Source organism: Microbacterium sp. zg-Y818 (assembly GCF_030246905.1).
In the GTDB taxonomy this organism is placed as follows: Bacteria; Actinomycetota; Actinomycetes; order Actinomycetales; family Microbacteriaceae; genus Microbacterium.
The window spans coordinates 2,290,353-2,306,528 of sequence record NZ_CP126741.1 but is presented as its reverse complement, the minus strand read 5'-3'; the positions used below and the strand labels follow the sequence as shown (position 1 = coordinate 2,306,528).

Here is a 16,176-nt window from a genome sequence, read left to right as displayed (position 1 = left end):
CTCAGAGGAAACACACTCACATGAACACCTCCACCCGCAGCACCGCCCGCACCGTCGGTGTCGCCGTGCGCGCCATGGCGCTCTTCACCGTGCTGCTCGGCTTCGGCTACACCGTCGTGCTCACCCTCGTCGGTCAGCTTGCGCTGCCCGCCCAGGCGAACGGCTCGCTCCTCACCGACAGCGGGGGCGAGACCGTCGGGTCGTCGCTCATCGGGCAGGCCTTCACTGATGCCGAGGGCGCCCCGCTGCCGCAGTATTTCCAGTCTCGGCCCTCCGCCGCCGGCGACGGCTACGACGCCGGGGCGTCGTCGGGGTCGAACCTCGGCCCCGAGAACGACGACCTCGTCGCCGCGATCGCCGATCGCCGCGCTCAGGTAGCCGAGTTCAACGGCGTCGCCCCCGACGACGTTCCGGCAGACGCCGTCACCGCGTCGTCGTCGGGCCTCGACCCCCACATCAGCCCGGCGTACGCCGAGATCCAGATCGATCGCGTGGCCGCGGAGCGCGGCATCCCCGCCGCCGACGTGCGCGCACTGGTGCAGGAGCACACACACGGGCCGCGACTCGGGTACCTCGGTGACGCCACCGTGAACGTGCTGGAGCTTAACGTTGCCCTTGACCAACGATGACGACGAGTGAGAAGGACGACCATGACCAGACGCGGGCGGCTGCGGGTGCTGCTGGGGGCCGCCCCGGGCGTGGGCAAGACGGTCACGATGCTCGAGGAGGGCCGGCGCCTGCGGGCCGAGGGCGGGGACGTCGTCATCGGCATCGTCGAGACCCACGGGCGCGCCGCGACCGCCGCGATGGCCGAGGGCATCCCGGTCGTGCCGCGCGCCCGCGTCTCGCACCGCGGCGTCGCCCTCGAGGAGATGGACCTGGATGCCGTGCTGCAGCGGATGCCGCAGGTCGCCCTGGTCGACGAGCTCGCTCACACCAATGCCCCCGGATCCCGCAACGGCAAACGCTGGCAAGACGTCGAGGAGCTGCTGGCCGCGGGGATCGACGTCATCTCGACGCTGAACATCCAGCACATCGAATCGCTGAACGACGTGGTCGAGCAGATCACGGGGGTGCCGCAGCGCGAGACCATCCCCGACAGCTTCCTGCGCAGCGCCGACCAGATCGAGGTCGTCGATCTTGCCCCGCAGGCGCTGCGCGACCGGCTCGCCGTCGGTGCGGTGTACCCCGCCGAGCGCATCGACGCCGCGCTGTCGAACTACTTCCGTCTCGGCAACCTCACCGCACTCCGGGAACTCGCCCTCCTCTGGCTGGCCGACGAGGTCGACCAGGCGCTGCAGGGGTACCGCCAGGCGCAGGGCATCGACAGCCGGTGGGAGGCGCGGGAGCGCGTGGTGGTCGCGCTCACCGGCGGGCCGGAGGGCGAGACGCTGCTGCGCCGCGGCGCCCGCATCGCCGCCCGTTCGGCCGGCGGCGAGTTGATCGCGGTGCACGTCACCAGCCAGGACGGGCTGCGGACGGGGAGCCCCGCCGCGCTCGCCGAACAGCGCGCGCTGGTGGAGAAGCTCAACGGCACCTACCACCAGGTGGTGGGGGAGGACATCCCGACCGCCCTGGTCGAGTTCGCCCGCTCGGTCAACGCCACCCAGCTCGTGCTCGGCGCGAGCCGGCGCGGCCGGCTCGCTGCCCTGCTCACGGGCCCGGGCATCGGCGCGACGGTGGTGCGCGAGTCCGGCGACATCGACGTGCACATGGTCAATCACGCGGCCGCCGGCCGCAGCCCCATGCTCCCGCCCCTGACCGGCGCGCTCACGGCGAAGCGCCGCATCCTCGGCTTCGTCGTCGCGCTCGTGGGCGGGCCGATCCTCAGCGCCCTCTTGTCGCTCTTCCGCAGCGTCGACTCCATCACGACCGACGTGCTGAGCTTCCAGCTGCTCGTCGTCATCGTGGCGCTGGTGGGCGGGCTGTGGCCGGCCCTCTTCGCCGCAGTGCTGTCCGGTATCACCCTCGACTTCCTCTTCATCGAGCCGCTGTACACGGTGCACATCCACGAGGGCCACCACCTGCTGGCGCTGGTGCTCTACGTCGTCATCGCGAGCCTCGTGAGCTTCATCGTGGATCGCGCCGCCCGCTACACCCGGGCCGCGCGGCGCTCGGCCGCGGAATCGGAGCTCATCCAGACCATCGCCGGCAGCGTGCTGCGCGGCGAGAACGCGATCCAGGCGCTCGTCGACCGAGTGCGCGAGGCGTTCCACCTTCCCGGGGTGCGGGTCGTCGTCGGCGGCGAGGTGGTGGCCCGCGCGGGGGAGCCGTTGCCGGACGGGCGGTTCACCGACATCCCGCTCACCGACGAGGCGGTGCTCGAACTGCACGGCGCCGACCTCGCGGCATCCGAGCGTCGTCTGCTGGGTGTCGTCACGGCGCAGCTGCGGGCGGCGCTCGACACCGAGCGGCTGGAGAAGACGGCGCAGCAGATCGAGCCGATCGCGGCATCCGACCGGGTGCGCGGGGCGCTGCTGTCGGCGCTCAGCCACGATCTGCGCCGCCCGCTGGCCGCCGCCTCGGCCGCCGTCGGGGGCCTGCGCGCGGCGGGTCCCGAACTCGCCGCCGCCGACCGGCAGGAGCTGCTCGAGACCGCGGACGAGAGCCTCACCGCCCTCGGCACGCTGCTGACCGACCTACTCGACGTCAGCCGGCTGCAGACCGGCGTGCTCACCATCGCCGACATCGCCACCGACCCTGCCGAGGCCATCGCGCCCGCGCTCGACGAGCTGCAACTCGGCCCCGCCGACGTCACGCTGGCGCTGCAGCACGGCGACGCCGTCGCCCACGCGGACCCGGTGCTGTTGCAGCGCGTGCTGGTGAACCTGCTGGCCAACGCGCACCGCTACGCGCCGGCGGGCGTGCCCGTGCACGTCAGCACGAGTACGTTCGGTGACAGGCTCGAGATCCGCATCGTCGATCGCGGGCCGGGTGTGCCGGCCGAGAAGAAGGATGACATCTTCGTGCCGTTCCAGCGTCTGGGTGACACCGACAACTCCAGCGGGCTGGGGCTCGGGCTCGCGCTCTCGCGCGGGTTCATCGAGGCGATGCGCGGCACGCTGACCTCGGAGGACACCCCCGGCGGCGGGCTGACGATGGTGATCTCGCTGCGCACGGCGGGCGAGACGGATGCCGCGGCGGGCGTCGCCGCCGATGTCTCGGTCGGCGAGGGGGAGCGGGCATGAGGATCCTCATCGCCGACGACGACCCGCAGATTCTGCGGGCGCTGCGCATCACCCTGACCGCGAAGGGGTACGACGTCACGACCGCCCTCGACGGCACGCAGGCCATCGCCGCCGCCGTCGATCACCGGCCCGACATCCTCATCCTCGACCTCGGTATGCCGCACCTCGACGGCATCGAGGTGATCCACGCCGTGCGGGGGTGGTCGGCCGCGCCGATCCTCGTCGTGTCGGGGCGTGCGGGCGCGGCCGACAAGGTCGAGGCGCTGGATGCCGGCGCGGACGACTACATCACCAAGCCCTTCGCCGTGGAGGAGCTGCTCGCCCGCATCCGCGCGCTCACGCGCCGCGTGCCGCAGGACGACGCGTCCCCCGTGGTGCGCCTCGGGGACGTCACGATCGACCTCGCCGCCCACAGCGTCGTGCGCACGACCTCCGACGGCGACCGGCAGATCCGGCTGACGCCCACGGAGTGGCAGTTCATCGAGATCCTCATCCGCAACGCCGGCAAGCTGGTGACCCGGCAGACGGTGCTGCGCACGATCTGGGGGACCGACCACGCCGAAGACACCGGCTACCTGCGGCTGTACGTGTCGCAGCTGCGCAAGAAGCTGGAACCCGACCCGAGCACGCCGCGGTATCTGCTGACCGAGCCGGGGATGGGGTACCGGCTCGACGGGGTCGCGACGTGAGTCCGGTCGCATCGGTGCCACGGTAACTATGAGTCTTCTGTGATACTTCACCTATGAAGAGAAGACTCGGCGTCGCAGTTCTCGCAGCGATGATGATGGTCGGTGTGGCGGGTTGCGCCGGGGGAGGGCCCCGCGACGCAGGCCCCACACCCAGCGGCTCGGCCGTCGCTCCATCGGGGTCGCCGACGCCGAGCCCCACTCCGCAGCCGGACCTCGCCTCGATCGTGGTGAGCGCGACGGACGTCACTCTCCTCGATGACAGCGGCGCCCCGCAGGCCACGCTCACTTTCTCGGGTGATGATCCTGCCTCCTACGTGACCGCGCTCAGCGCCTCGTTGGAGATGGAGCCCACCGAGACGACCTCTCCCAACGGCGCCCAGGGGGCGCAGTTCACGACGACGTACGAGTGGCCGGGGCTGCTCATCAGCACCGGTTTCACCGAGGAGTGCCTCCCTGCGTGCCGACACGTCACGATCGTCGTCTCGGTCCCGGAACTCGCCGGCGTCCCTATCCGCACCGTGTCCGGTATCAGAGTAGGCGACAGTGTCGATGAGGCACGGGCGCTCGGTGCGCAACCCACGCCCGAGATCACCCTTGCCGCCGAGCCTGAGGACCCCGCGCTGTTCGGCTCCACCTCTGAGGCGACGCGCATCGTCATTCTGGATCTCGATGAGGATGAGTCGACGATCGCCGGCCTGCGCGCGAACCCATGGTTCTATACCTTCGGCAATCTGTGACCCAGCCCGCCGATCGCGCATGCGCCGCATCGCGCGACGTCGGATCTGGCCTCAGGTCGCAGGGTCTTGCCGACCTGCGCCCTCGCCATGCTCGGCTTCGAACGCCCGGAGCTCTTTTCGGTACGTCACGAGATTGAAGATTCCCAGGCCACCGAGAAGGAAGGGCGTCAGCGCGGAGAGCCAGCCGCCGATGTTCTGCGGGTCGCTGAGAAGCGACACCAGGCTCACCGCGGCCATGATCGCGCCCAGTACGCAGAACAGCACACCGGTGCTGCGCTTGGCTTCGATCTGAAGTCGCTGCTGCTTGAGGCTCACGGTTCGAGTCTCGCACGGCCGGCAGGAGACGCCGGCTGAGCTGGCGCGTGGTGGCGGCCAGCCGGCCGTGCTCGCGCCGGCAGGGACTGCATCCGCCGCGGATTCGTCGGCAGCGCTGTACGGCGCCCATGCCGGGTCCCGCAGGGCGGGGCACTGCTCGGGGGTCGGCGCCAACGCTCTCGGGAAACTCCGCCATCAACTGCCGCATTGTGACAAACGATCGCGCGACGGCCCTGGAGCGATCCCTAGCGGCCCCATACGCGACTATTGACCACGATTCCCGAGGAGCTGCCCGCTGAGGGATCGGTGCACGGGAGCAGACGCCCGCGAGGATTCCTTGCTCGGGATCTAATCGCGGTGATTGTATGGCTCGGTGCACATGAACTGCTGGGGTGGGTGAGCCGCCGGACACTGAGCACTCGCACCTTGTTGGTGCTCGGCGCTGCCGCCACTTTCCTCAGCACGCTCGTGGTGGGATTCGAGATCGAGAGCCCTGTACTCAGGGTCGTCATCGTCCTAGCCGGGTTCGCGCCGAGCTTGGCAGCGATCTTCACGGTGAACGCGCTTGCCAAGCGCCGACGAGAAGCAGCAGGTATTCCGACGAGCATCACTCGCACCGACTCTCCCTGAAGTATCCGCTTTCGAACATTGCATGCGGCCGGCCGAGTGTTTGGGATGCAGTAGATAGCGGGTTCCATCGACGGCACCTCAGCGGCCATCCTTGCGGTGTAAGCCAGCCAGATCCGTCTGCAGGATGATGTGTCGCGCACCGGGGCCGCTGTAGCGTCTCGAGATGTGGACACCCGTCGGCCGTCGTCTTTGAAGAGCCCGTGGCTCATTGGTTTCGGGCTGGTCGCGGTGGCGCAGCTTGCGTCCGTGGCACTGGGCCTGCCTCTGTCGGGCTTTGTCACGTGGCTACTTGCGCCGCTGCTTGCCGTCTGGGTGTGGGGGGAACAGGGTCCGAAACTCCTGGTGCTTGTGCTGATGTTCTTCTGCGCGGGCGACATCTTGGGGAACCCGGCGATGATCGGTGTCGGCCGAATCGGGCTGTTCTTGAGCGTGGCCGCATTTGCTGTTGCCAACGTCCTCCTCATCATCCTGCTTGTCTCAACTCGGGCGCGCCCGACCAAGCCGACACCAATAGGTGGTTCATTGCGCTGGCGGGGCGGTGTCGCGGTGCTGTTCCTCATCCCGGCAGCCATGGGACTCGCGCTGACTTGGGGCAACCTCAGCCCTGTGCTCCGCCTAGTCGGCTCGCTTTACCTGTTGCTGCTGGTGGTCACAGCTACGACCGCGTTCGTGGTGGACATCTGTACCGGTCTCGGAGCGGCGCTGCTCTTCAGCTCTCACCTCCTGGTCGTGTTGGAGGTCGGAGGTCGCATCGATGGCACGGGAACGGTGTTCCGCTTGGCGGTGTTGGCCCTGTACACGCTAGGAATCCTTCTCATCGCCGCTGGAATCGTCAACCAGGGGCTGCGCACCAAACCACGACGTCACGACGGCACCAGAGCATCACGACCGAGGCGCCGACAAGAAGGCTCCTGAGCTCGGACGCTGGCATGATCCCATTCGCTGAACCCAGCGGAAAGACCTCCTCCGCGAAAGCGTGAACAGATGGGTGCGTGCCCACGGCGAGCGGGGCGGTGTTGGGCCATCGCCGGTTCACTAGCTCACGCGCGTCGGTGGATCCGCATGCGGGCTTTCTGGCTCAAGGCCGCAGTTACGCCTCACCGACGCGGCGCGAGCGGGACGGATCGCCGCCGCCACTACGTTGAAGGCATGCCTCTCGACCCTTCTCAGTCGCACTACTGGATCCTGGTGATATCGGCTGGTCTCTTGGGGCTGATCATCAACCTGCTGCTCATCTACATGGTGATTCGGCTCGCGATCACGCACGGGATGTTGTCATATTCCCGGCAGCTCGCAGACGAGCGACGTCTCCCGGTCCACCGGGACTAACTAGTCCGTTGAAGAAGGTGGACTGACCCACCGCGTGACGGGCGCGTCCGCGCGCCACCATGGCGAGCACGTTGAACAGCAGTCGACCAACGGGATCGGTGGGATCGTATCGGTTCCCGGCGAGGCTGAGTGCGACGCCTTTCGACGTCAACTCATCCGCGATCTCGCGCGCATCTCGCAGCGACCGGGCGAGCCGGTCGAGTTTCGTTACGACGAGGGTGTCTCCGCTTCGCACCGCGGCAAGCGCCTCCCGCAATCCCGGTCGGGCGCGATTCGCGCCGGTCATGCCATGGTCGACGTAGATGTGCGCGTCCTGAACGCCCAAACGCAGCAGTGCGTCGCGTTGAGCGGTGAGGTCCTGATCCGTGGTCGAGACCCTGGCGTATCCAATCTTCCAATCTGTATTCCATCCATAGGCCCAGCGTCCTGCCGCGCTACTGACGCCACACGATGAGGGTCCATCAGCGTTCCTGGTTGAGTCGGCGTTCGAGGAGCCGCGGCGATGCTTCGAAACCTGTCCCCAGGTAGAGTCGCGTCGCAGCATCGTTCGAACTGACGGTGATCCGCGGAATTCCTCGCCGGTCGGCCGCATCGACGAGCGAGCTCACCAACGCATGCCCGATTCCTCGACGCCGGAACTCGGGGTTGACGAAGACGCTTTGCACGTCGCCGGTTCTTCGATTCCTATCGCTGAAGTCCGGGACTCGGTCGAAGACGACGAGCCACGCCATGCCGACAAGATCGCCACGGTGCTCCGCTACCCGCGTCAGCAGTGAATCACCCTGTGACGCCATCCACGAGGCGAGGTCTCGGGCGAAAGATTGACTTTCTTCAACGGTCGCGTGATGACGGTTCGCCCATGCGAGCTTCAGTACCGCCAGACTCGGGGCGTCATCCGGAGTGCCGTCGCGAACCACCACGTCCATCACCCGACGAGACTCACTGAGGGATAGAGGGTTCGCAAGTGGGTCCACTTGCGCGCGTTGCGTGGAGGTTGTGTAGAGGTGGAGGGGGGAGGCAGATGAGCGCCACCCACGATGAGTCGACTAGTCCGGGGCCCACCCGTGACGTGGCCGAACGGCGTGGAGATAATGGTGCGATGCCCGCCGTCATCATCGAAGTCCGCCGTCAGTACGCAGCCGACCAAGAGCTTGCCATCATGAACGCCGTCCACGCAGCGCTCGTTCGCGCGTTCGAGATCCCGGCCGAGGACCGCAACGTGCGTCTGGTCGTCCACGAACCAGAGCGATTCATGTGCGCGCCTGAGCTCGCACATCCGGAGTACCGGACCATCATCTCGATCGACTGTTTCGCCGGTCGAAGCCTGACCGCCAAGCGGCGACTCTATCGAGCGATCGTCTAGGGTTTGGAGCCGCTAGGCATTCCCCGCGATCATGTGTCGACCATCCTTCACGAGATCGCTCTCGAAAACTGGGGCGTCGGCGGCGGGCACGCCGCTAGCGACGTCGACCTCGGCTTCACCGTGAACGTCTGATCTCGCCAAGCATCCCTCGCGCTCGCGTACAGGTCTCTGCCGGAAATCCAGACGGGCGCTATCTTCGCTGACCCTCGAACGTGCCTCCCAGATTCGTGGCTTCTCGCCCACTAGCCGGTCGCTACCCGAGCACACCAGCGTCCGCTGCGTTGTACCTATTTTCGGGCAACCCAGACGTTTTCCGAGATCATCTCCCGACCTTCCCCGCCACGGTGGTCGATCTCGGCCGCGACACTAGCGCTGTCGCTGATCCGGACGGATACAGAGTCGCGCCCGCAATCTGTGCTTTGCCAAACGTCATCGAGAACGAGCGAAAGGCACAGCGTCTCGCTGTTGTCAGATGCGCGCGCGAGATAGACGTCGAAGTCATCCGCGTTTCCGACGTATCGAAGAGTCCCGACGTCGATCCTGTCGGCGGACCCGTCGACGACAGAATCTGGTCGATCCGCTGCAGTCTGCTCCCGCGCAAACTCGGCCGGAGGCGAGCAGGCTGTCAACAGGAAGACGGTCGCGACCAGGCCCGGTGCCACGAAGCGTCGTGAGCTCATACGCCGAAATGTACATGCCTACCAGCCGAAGATCACGAGTTTCCCGCGCTGTCGCGACCCTCCACGGCCATGTTTCTTAGCTGTGCGAATGAGATTCGCCCGCGCAAAGAAGAGTGAACCAAGGCGGTTCTCCCGTCGACCGCGGTCCAGGACGAAGCTGAGCCCGCGGCTCCCCGCAAGCCGGTCCGTCAGCGGGCGGTTTGAGTTACCAGTGGGTTCGGCGCTGGACAAACTCAAGGGTGAGGTACGGCAGGTGCTCACGGGGGACGACCGCGGTCAACGTGCCACCACTAGGTAGCTTCGCACCGACCGCGTAGACAAACGGATCGGTGTCGATCTCCGCTCCTGAGAAGACCACCCCATCGATGGCGACGTCGACGCCACGACGAATCACGCGCTCGGACGTGAGCGCTGGTGAATCCCAGTCATGCAGGCCGAGCCCGAGTTCTTCGCGAAACTGGTTAACGAGGATGTAGTTCGCGTGGTGCACCAACCGGGCATCGAGCGCGCTGTACTCGGAATCTTCGCGTTGCCATGTCGTCCGAACCGCCTCCCACAGCATCGGGTATCGCATGCGCTCGATGTACTCGATGAGCCATGCCGGGCGCGGCCATGGCGGCGCCTCTTCAACCGATCGGAGAGTGCCGTCATCAAGGTCAGCGAGATTCGCCGGATCGGACTTATCGATCGGGTTGCGCCACAGCGTCGCGGAGACGGTCACTGACATCTCCTCAACCCCGCCCTCGCCACTGCCCGCCGTCTCCACGCTGAAGTCGGCGAACTTCACAGCGGCCTGCGGAGTGAGCTCGACGATCGGGATTGGCATCGACTTCACCAACTGCTCACGCTCAAGCCGCGGGTCGGGCGCATCCTCAGGGAGAACTCCGGCGATATGCATGACGCCATCATGACCGCGGATTCCAACACCGCGCCAGATCTGGTGGAGCCTTCACGTCCGTGCGTAGAGCACACGGATATGCGTCGCAGGGACGGGACCTGAACCCGTCATGCCCACCGACCGCTTGCCGGTCCTCCGCCGCGCGCGAATCAGTCGGGTTCGTCATTAGCAGCGGCCTCGATCCAGTCGACTGCTTCGTCCGAGAGAAAGAAGCCATCGGGTCCTGACTCGCCGACCCACCACGCGCTTGAGGTCACGGAGCCGCCGGCCGCCGCGATCTTGCGCATCACCTCCGGCGACACTGCTTCGCCGTTGTGGGCGATGAGCCACGCTTTGGCGTCGGAGTCCAGCTTCGGCCACCACTCGATGATCTCCATGCGGCCACCATCGCACCGGATGGAGTCGACCGAAACCCGGTCCTCCAGCGCGACGGACCCCCTCGAACTGGCCAACACGGCGAAGTACACAGTGACGGGCGGCAACCGTTCCGCGGCGGCGTGCAAGACTCCACTCGTGAAACGCATCGTGCCCGCCGCCATCGGCATGGCGACGCTCTCGCTGTTCGTCGTCGGGTGCTCGGGTGAGCGTGGAGTTCAACAGGCTCAAGGAGTCACTGCCATGGTGGCTGGAAGCAGTCCGGGCGCTGCCATGGATGCGCTGATCTCGGGGACCCTGAGGATCACCGACGCGGGGTGCTTCGCCGTGTCGTCGGGCGGAGTCACGTACCCGCTTCAGTTCCCGTTCGGCACTCGACTCAGCAACGATGGCACCGAGGTCGCTGTCCCGGGGTTGGCGTCGCTCCGCGCTGGCGACGAGATCTCGGGCGGCGGTGGGTACCTGAACCTCACGGATGTCCCATCCGTGTGCATCGCCGACAACGAATACGACGAGTACGCCGTCTGGCAGACCGTGGGCAGGTAGCGCGAAAGCCGGTCCTCTACCGGGCGTCCCTCGCGTTAGATCTCGAGGATGCCGTCTCGCGCGCTGCTCGTGTCGGGGAGCGCCATCGTTTCCAAGTCCTCCATGAGGTGGATGGCCGCATACATGGCCGGGCGGATGCGTCCGGCGTCGTCGAAGACGTGGATGCTTCGGCGGAGGCGCCCCTCTGGATAGTGGGGATGCGTGAAGGACACCGCGACGTGGGTTGTCGGCCACTCATCGACGGCCTCGACGCGCGGATTGCTGAGGCCGGGTGAGAGCGGGGACGTGCGGCCGTCGGGAGCGTGCCAGTAATTCGCGAGGTGATCGAACTCGCGGAGGACACTGCGGACGGCCGAGTTCTTGGCGTCCTCGGAGAGCCTGACCATCTTCCAAGGAATGTTCGGATCAACCGGTGGTTCATCGGGCGGCTGCGGTGCCATGCTCGTCATGGCCTCGAGAAGCTCGTGCTCGTCGAACGGCTCGGTCTCGAGGTCCGCGAGGCGGTTGACGACCACAAGCCCGTCGGCGAGTGGGACGCCAACGTACCGGTACGTGTAGGTCGTCCCGCCGAATCGGCCTCGGGTCGCGGCGGGCGCACCGGTGTAGACGATAAGCCGCGACCGGCCGCTGTCATCAATGGCGAACGCGATCCGACGGTCGATCGTGAATGCCCGAGCAGTCCCGTCCGGGCTGAGCACGGCGGCGTCGTGCTCGCCGTGCCACGCGGCTTCGTTCTCCGGGGCGGGAAACCTCTCCGAGGTGAGCCAGAGCCCGTGGCGGGTCACGCCGAGTGGCGGTTGCTCAGTCAGACCAGTGAAGCGCGTCACATGACCATCGACATCTACGTGCACGGCCGCGGCCGTTCCTTCCGGAAGCGCAGGATCCTCCGCAGCCAGAGGACGGTAGAACACCCACGCCCCCGTCGGTGCACCCAGCACTGTGCACGATGTAGCGCGGGGCCCCACATCGAGGTCCGGCCACGAGACGACGACGTCGCGTGACCCCGGTCGGCGTACAACCGCGTAGGGACCGTCCACGCTGACAACGATGCGCACAGCCCCGACGACGACCTCTGACCATCCGCTCGGAGTGACGTGCATCAGATGAGACTGCCAGACCCCACATCGAACTGCCACGGCAGGGCAACTCTGCACCCGCCACCGCCTGCCCCGAGATCGGTCCTCCAGCGGGCCGGCGAGTCCGTCGGCCCGCACGCCGACCGGAGATAGTGGAACCCTGCGGCGGCCGCGGATCACCGGTCTGGTGGCACTGGTGAAAGTCGGGCATTCTGAAGCCAGCACCGCGTCGGTACCGAGAGTCGGCACGCCGGACTCGACGGGTGAGACCGCGTTGCCCGCCACGCCGGCCTAATAGCCCTCGACTGCCGTAGCGGACCACCGAGAGGGTTTTGTCACCCCGGAGGCGGCAATGTGGCGGCTGTCCCGTGTAGCGCGTGTCGCCATCCTTGTCGTTGGGCTCGCCGCGATGTGTGGTTGCGCTGCTGACCCCGTCGAAGCCAAGCGCACGGCGAGCACGACGATTCTCGAGGCGAGCGTTTCGGACGACGAGCCGGGGTGCTCCGCCGCCGTCGCCGTCGACGGTGACGTCGTGTGGGCTGAGGCGCGCGGGCTCGCGAACGTCGATACGGGCGCAGAGTTCGAGACGTCCACCCCGATTCACATCGGCTCGGTGGGGAAGCAGTTCACGGCGATGGCGGTGCTCATGCTCGCTGATCGAGGTGACCTGTCTCTGGACGAGTCGCCTGCCGTCTACCTGGACGGGCTGCCGGCATGGGCGGAAGATCTGACCGTCAACGACCTGATGCACCACACCTCGGGAATCAACGACGTGCTGTCAATGTCCTTGAGCAACTTCGGCACGCCGCCGCTGAGGAACGCCGACGCCCTCGAGTTCGTGAGAACCAGTCCCCTTGCCCATCTCGGCACCCCCGGCGAGTTCGACTACTCGAACACGAACTACGCGCTGCTGGCGGACATCGTCGCCGAGGTCACCGGCACGGAGTTCGCGGCGTGGATGGAGACGAATGTGTTCGCGCCGTTGGATCTGGAGGCCAGGATCGGGCCGCCAGTTCCCTCTGATCCCAGGGGTTATAAGGATGTGGGCGCCGAGTTCAGCGAGGTGGAGGCATGGCCGTGGGTGCTGACTGGACCGGGCTTCGTCACGATGACGCTCTCGGATCTGGTCCGTTGGGGCGATGAGCTGCGTGAACCGTCGCTTGTGAGCGCGGAGACGCTGGCAGATGCCATGAGCAACGGGGCGCCTGTGGACGACGGATATACCTACGGGCCGGGTCTCCTCGTTTCCCCGGATGGCGTACTCGAACACGATGGAGCGGGAGCAGGTCACTACACCGCGTTCGGGGTCAGCGCGGACCGGCACACCGCGGCCGCCGTGTCGTGCAATCAGGACGGGATCGACATGGCCGGTATTGGCGACGAACTCGTAGAAACATGGTTCACCGAGCGAACGGATCACTGAGCCGTCACAGACCCGCCGCCTATGCTCAGGGGAGGGCGAGGACGATCTGAGTCGGCGCGATTGCGGTGGCGACTGTGATGGTGCGCCTGGACGAGGAAGTCTCGAAATCCCAGCGGCGCGCTACCGCAGTCCGTCCGCGGTGTCCCGCAAGCAGGTCCCGTAGCGCGCGGATTAGGTGCTGGCGTGAGTTATCAGTTCGACTTGGATGAATGGGAGTTCGTCGCGGGTTAGGACGACAGTGACTAGGGCAGAGCCGTCGAGTTCGGTTCCGACGGCGAAGACATGCGGATCTGTGTCGATCAGGACCGCGGGGCGGTCGATTCCGTCGATCCGGAGGATGGCATCGTGTTGCACGGCGGCGGTGGTGATGTCGGGTGCCGGGGGGAGGCTGCCGACTCTGCCGTCGAGTCCTCGTTCTGGCCGGAAGCTTGTGTTCAGCACCTCGGCGGTGTGATCGACGAGCGCTTCGGCGATGGAGGGCCGTTCCGCTGGGTCGCGGTACCAGCTGGTCCTCACGGCTTCCCACAGCATGGGGTAACGCTGCCGGTCGGTCAGTTCGATGAGCCATTTCGGTCGCGGCCAAGGCGGGACCTCGTCCAGCGCGCGCAGGGCCTCTTCGTCGAGATCTGCCAGGTTGGTAGGATCAGCCCGATCTGCGGGGTTACGGATCACGATGTACGACAACCCGACCTGCGCGTCACGCAAGCCGGCGCTGTCCGATCCACTGCCGATCTCGGACGGGCCGAACATCTCGATCGTCGGCTGAGGAGCCAACCCGAACACCGGGATCGGCCACTGCGCGATGCGTTCCCACTGTGCGTCCATTGGGTCCGGCGAGTCCATACCGAGGACTCCCTCGAACTCATAACGAGCAGATCCCATGCGACCGAGTCTCCTCCACGTTTGCGCCCAAACACCACGGCGACGATCGATGCGTGGATTCTCTACAGTCGCTGATCTGACTCGGCGACGTTCGGGCGCTGGTTTATCCCCGCGGCGTCGACGGTCTTCGGGGCTGCACCACACGGCGCGCAAGCCGGTCGATGAACGGCGGTCTGCCCGCGGGCGCGCTCCCGCGCGCGGCGCCGCGCGCGTAGGGTGATCGCCATGAGCGAAGACGGGTGGCGTGCGTTCCTCACCGGCGAAGGCGTCGATGACTGGGTGATTCTTCATGGTGGCCCGACCGCCATGTTCAAGGTGGGCTCGCTCCAGGAGGCTGCGCGGCTGGCGGCGGCCGTGGCGGAGATCCCAGGGCTCGGCCCGCGCACGTTGCTGACAGCGGTCTCGGACCGTCTCACGGTAAAGCTGACTCGCGAGATGTGGGGAACCGAACGGTCGCACCTTGATGTGGCTAGGAAGATCTCGACCATCGCCCGCGACCACGGTGCGGTCGCCGACACGGCCCGGGTACAGGAGGTGCAGGTCGCTGTCGCAGCAATGCCCGACGCGATCGATCTGCCGTTCTGGCGAGCGGTGCTGGGATACGCGCCGTTGCACGAGGACAACTGCATCGATCCGCTCGGTCAGGGATCAACGGTATGGATGCAGGAGTTGGACCCTTCAAAGCCCCTCACTCACGCCATGCACATCGACGTCTCGCTGGCCAAGGAGCACATCGAGGCTCGCGTCGCCGCGGCAGTGGCCGCGGGGGGCCGGGTGGTTGAATCCGTCGAGGCGCCCAGCGGATGGATCCTCGCCGACCGGTCGGGAAACAAGGTGTGCCTGGCAGCCTGGCCAGACGGCGCGGAACCCGCCAGCCCAGAGCAAGCCGCATAAAGTCCACAGCGGCGCAACCAGATAGAGGGCGCGGGACTTCGAAACTAATTATGCGACCGATTGCCGGTCCTCGATCGGGCGCGTTCGTATCGGGGGCCGTCAACTATGGGCGTCACGGCAGTCGCGTTGCAGAACACCCGCCCGCACGAATTCTCAACGAGCGGACCCCATGCGATGTCGAGCATCCTGACGGCATCCTCGGCCCCGTGGGGCTCGAAGCCACGACCCGCGGGCTAAAAGTCCGACGCTCTACCGACGGGGCTAGGGGCCCTTCACATCCAGACCCGCGCTCTGCGCCCACCGTCCGAGGGCGGTGATCGCCTCGCGCAAGGCGAGCCCGCGATCCGTCAAGGCATAGGCGCGGGTGTTGTGGCGGAGCGGCAGACGCGACAGCACGCCGGCGGCTTCGAGTTCGCGAAGCCGTGTCGCCAGCACGCTCGCCGGCACTCCCAGGTCGCGCTGAAGATCGCCGTAACGCTGCGGTCCGTCGAGCAGCCGTTCCACGATGAGGAGGGCCCATCGCCCCCCGACGATGTCCAGTGCCGCGGCGAGGTCGCTCACGCGGTCTGATCGTTTTCCGGCTTCATCCAGAACGGCGAGTAGTGGTACCCGTCGGGGTCATCGAACTGACGCTGATACATGAAGGGGTAGTCGTCGGTGTCCCCGACGCGCCCGCCGGCGGCGGCCGCGCGCTCGATCAGATCATCGACCGCCTCCTTGCTGCCGAGGTCGAACGAGACCGTGACCTTCGAGGGGGTGTCGGGAGCGCCGATCAGTTCCTCGGTTGCGCCGACGTTCGCGTACATCTCGCGGCTGCCGAGCATGACGTACTGCTCGGGCGCGATGGCGAAGCAGGACACGTTGTGATCGGACATGTCCGCATTGAGCGTCCAGCCGAGTGCCGTGTAGAAGTCGGTCGACCGCTGGACGCTCTCGACCGGGCAGGTGATGAAGAGGCTCATGCGGCAGACACTTTCAAAATCGAAGTGCTCTGTCAAGACCCCTCTGTGCGCGGCGATGCACGCGCCTGCCTCGGGAGGTTTGTGCGCACGATCATGCGAATGAAGTGGGCCCCGTGGGGCTCGAACCCACGACCCGCGGATTAAAAGTCCGATGCTCTACCGACTGAGCTAGAGGCCCTCGTGTTCCAG

The 16,176-nt window shown here is 66.8% G+C and carries 19 protein-coding genes, 1 tRNA gene and 1 pseudogene; 10 read left to right on the top strand and 11 right to left on the bottom strand.

The features are described from left to right. Nucleotides 1-20 precede the first annotated feature (20 nt). From kdpC to QNO21_RS10815, 4 genes are read left to right on the top strand one after another with little or no spacing between them, the layout of a single operon-like run. Nucleotides 21-629, top strand: a complete 609-nt coding sequence (gene kdpC / locus QNO21_RS10830) for a K(+)-transporting ATPase subunit C (protein ID WP_257517939.1) — start codon at nucleotides 21-23, stop codon at nucleotides 627-629. A 21-nt stretch (nucleotides 630-650) separates the two neighbouring features. Continuing rightward, nucleotides 651-3,188, top strand: a complete 2,538-nt coding sequence (locus QNO21_RS10825) for a DUF4118 domain-containing protein (RefSeq protein WP_257517938.1) — start codon at nucleotides 651-653, stop codon at nucleotides 3,186-3,188. Then, on the top strand, nucleotides 3,185-3,877 hold the full coding sequence (locus QNO21_RS10820) for a response regulator (protein ID WP_257517067.1): 693 nt from the start codon (nucleotides 3,185-3,187) through the stop codon (nucleotides 3,875-3,877). The genes QNO21_RS10825 and QNO21_RS10820 overlap by 4 nt, the downstream gene beginning before the upstream one ends. Before the next feature lie 53 nt (nucleotides 3,878-3,930). Then, nucleotides 3,931-4,614, top strand: coding sequence for a hypothetical protein (locus QNO21_RS10815; protein ID WP_257517937.1), 684 nt, complete (start codon nucleotides 3,931-3,933; stop codon nucleotides 4,612-4,614). 51 nt (nucleotides 4,615-4,665) lie between these two features. Here the strand turns inward: QNO21_RS10815 and QNO21_RS10810 are convergent, their stop codons facing one another. Beyond that, complete coding sequence (locus tag QNO21_RS10810; protein WP_257517936.1) at nucleotides 4,666-4,929, bottom strand: hypothetical protein; 264 nt, start codon at nucleotides 4,927-4,929, stop codon at nucleotides 4,666-4,668. 795 nt (nucleotides 4,930-5,724) lie between these two features. Between QNO21_RS10810 and QNO21_RS10805 the strand changes: the two genes are divergently transcribed. After that, complete coding sequence (locus QNO21_RS10805; protein WP_257516856.1) at nucleotides 5,725-6,474, top strand: hypothetical protein; 750 nt, start codon at nucleotides 5,725-5,727, stop codon at nucleotides 6,472-6,474. A gap of 454 nt (nucleotides 6,475-6,928) precedes the next feature. Here QNO21_RS10805 and QNO21_RS10800 read toward each other — a convergent pair. Further along, nucleotides 6,929-7,279: pseudogene (locus QNO21_RS10800) on the bottom strand (recombinase family protein); the annotation flags it as partial. A 70-nt stretch (nucleotides 7,280-7,349) separates the two neighbouring features. After that, complete coding sequence (locus QNO21_RS10795) at nucleotides 7,350-7,814, bottom strand: GNAT family N-acetyltransferase (RefSeq protein ID WP_257516859.1); 465 nt, start codon at nucleotides 7,812-7,814, stop codon at nucleotides 7,350-7,352. Nucleotides 7,815-7,987: 173 nt separating this feature from the next. Between QNO21_RS10795 and QNO21_RS10790 the strand changes: the two genes are divergently transcribed. Then, nucleotides 7,988-8,251 carry a tautomerase family protein gene (locus QNO21_RS10790; protein WP_257517935.1) on the top strand — a complete coding sequence of 88 codons (264 nt, stop codon included), beginning with the start codon at nucleotides 7,988-7,990 and terminating at the stop codon, nucleotides 8,249-8,251. A gap of 3 nt (nucleotides 8,252-8,254) precedes the next feature. Continuing rightward, nucleotides 8,255-8,383 (top strand): tautomerase family protein, encoded by a 129-nt coding sequence (locus QNO21_RS15400; protein WP_350338831.1) that lies wholly within the window; start codon nucleotides 8,255-8,257, stop codon nucleotides 8,381-8,383. Nucleotides 8,384-8,538: 155 nt separating this feature from the next. Here the strand turns inward: QNO21_RS15400 and QNO21_RS10785 are convergent, their stop codons facing one another. The 3 genes from QNO21_RS10785 to QNO21_RS10775 form a co-directional block, all read right to left on the bottom strand. Further along, the gene (locus QNO21_RS10785; RefSeq protein WP_257517934.1) at nucleotides 8,539-8,931 is read right to left on the bottom strand and encodes a hypothetical protein; all 393 of its coding nucleotides are present in this window, start codon (nucleotides 8,929-8,931) and stop codon (nucleotides 8,539-8,541) included. Between the two features lie 205 nt (nucleotides 8,932-9,136). Then, on the bottom strand, nucleotides 9,137-9,829 hold the full coding sequence (locus QNO21_RS10780) for a hypothetical protein (protein ID WP_257516343.1): 693 nt from the start codon (nucleotides 9,827-9,829) through the stop codon (nucleotides 9,137-9,139). Between the two features lie 149 nt (nucleotides 9,830-9,978). Further along, on the bottom strand, nucleotides 9,979-10,206 hold the full coding sequence (locus tag QNO21_RS10775) for a hypothetical protein (RefSeq protein WP_257516342.1): 228 nt from the start codon (nucleotides 10,204-10,206) through the stop codon (nucleotides 9,979-9,981). Nucleotides 10,207-10,342: 136 nt separating this feature from the next. Between QNO21_RS10775 and QNO21_RS10770 the strand changes: the two genes are divergently transcribed. Beyond that, complete coding sequence (locus QNO21_RS10770; protein ID WP_257516341.1) at nucleotides 10,343-10,750, top strand: hypothetical protein; 408 nt, start codon at nucleotides 10,343-10,345, stop codon at nucleotides 10,748-10,750. Nucleotides 10,751-10,785: 35 nt separating this feature from the next. Here QNO21_RS10770 and QNO21_RS10765 read toward each other — a convergent pair whose 3' ends face one another. Then, nucleotides 10,786-11,535 carry a hypothetical protein gene (locus QNO21_RS10765; RefSeq protein WP_257516340.1) on the bottom strand — a complete coding sequence of 250 codons (750 nt, stop codon included), beginning with the start codon at nucleotides 11,533-11,535 and terminating at the stop codon, nucleotides 10,786-10,788. A gap of 643 nt (nucleotides 11,536-12,178) precedes the next feature. Here QNO21_RS10765 and QNO21_RS10760 point away from each other — a divergent pair. After that, nucleotides 12,179-13,249 carry a serine hydrolase domain-containing protein gene (locus QNO21_RS10760; protein ID WP_257516339.1) on the top strand — a complete coding sequence of 357 codons (1,071 nt, stop codon included), beginning with the start codon at nucleotides 12,179-12,181 and terminating at the stop codon, nucleotides 13,247-13,249. Nucleotides 13,250-13,420: 171 nt separating this feature from the next. On the opposite strand, the gene QNO21_RS10755 is transcribed toward QNO21_RS10760, so the two are convergent. Continuing rightward, nucleotides 13,421-14,131 carry a hypothetical protein gene (locus tag QNO21_RS10755; protein ID WP_257517933.1) on the bottom strand — a complete coding sequence of 237 codons (711 nt, stop codon included), beginning with the start codon at nucleotides 14,129-14,131 and terminating at the stop codon, nucleotides 13,421-13,423. Between the two features lie 225 nt (nucleotides 14,132-14,356). Here QNO21_RS10755 and QNO21_RS10750 point away from each other — a divergent pair, with 225 nt between their 5' ends. Next, nucleotides 14,357-15,025, top strand: a complete 669-nt coding sequence (locus tag QNO21_RS10750) for a VOC family protein (protein WP_257517932.1) — start codon at nucleotides 14,357-14,359, stop codon at nucleotides 15,023-15,025. A 261-nt stretch (nucleotides 15,026-15,286) separates the two neighbouring features. Here QNO21_RS10750 and QNO21_RS10745 read toward each other — a convergent pair whose 3' ends face one another. From QNO21_RS10745 to QNO21_RS10735, 3 genes are all read right to left on the bottom strand, one after another. Beyond that, on the bottom strand, nucleotides 15,287-15,586 hold the full coding sequence (locus tag QNO21_RS10745; protein ID WP_257517931.1) for a winged helix-turn-helix transcriptional regulator: 300 nt from the start codon (nucleotides 15,584-15,586) through the stop codon (nucleotides 15,287-15,289). Further along, nucleotides 15,583-15,987, bottom strand: coding sequence for a VOC family protein (locus QNO21_RS10740; protein ID WP_257516744.1), 405 nt, complete (start codon nucleotides 15,985-15,987; stop codon nucleotides 15,583-15,585). Before QNO21_RS10740 ends, QNO21_RS10745 begins: the two co-directional genes overlap by 4 nt. Nucleotides 15,988-16,092: 105 nt before the next feature. Continuing rightward, nucleotides 16,093-16,165, bottom strand: a tRNA-Lys gene (locus tag QNO21_RS10735). Between the last annotated feature and the right edge of the window lie 11 nt (nucleotides 16,166-16,176).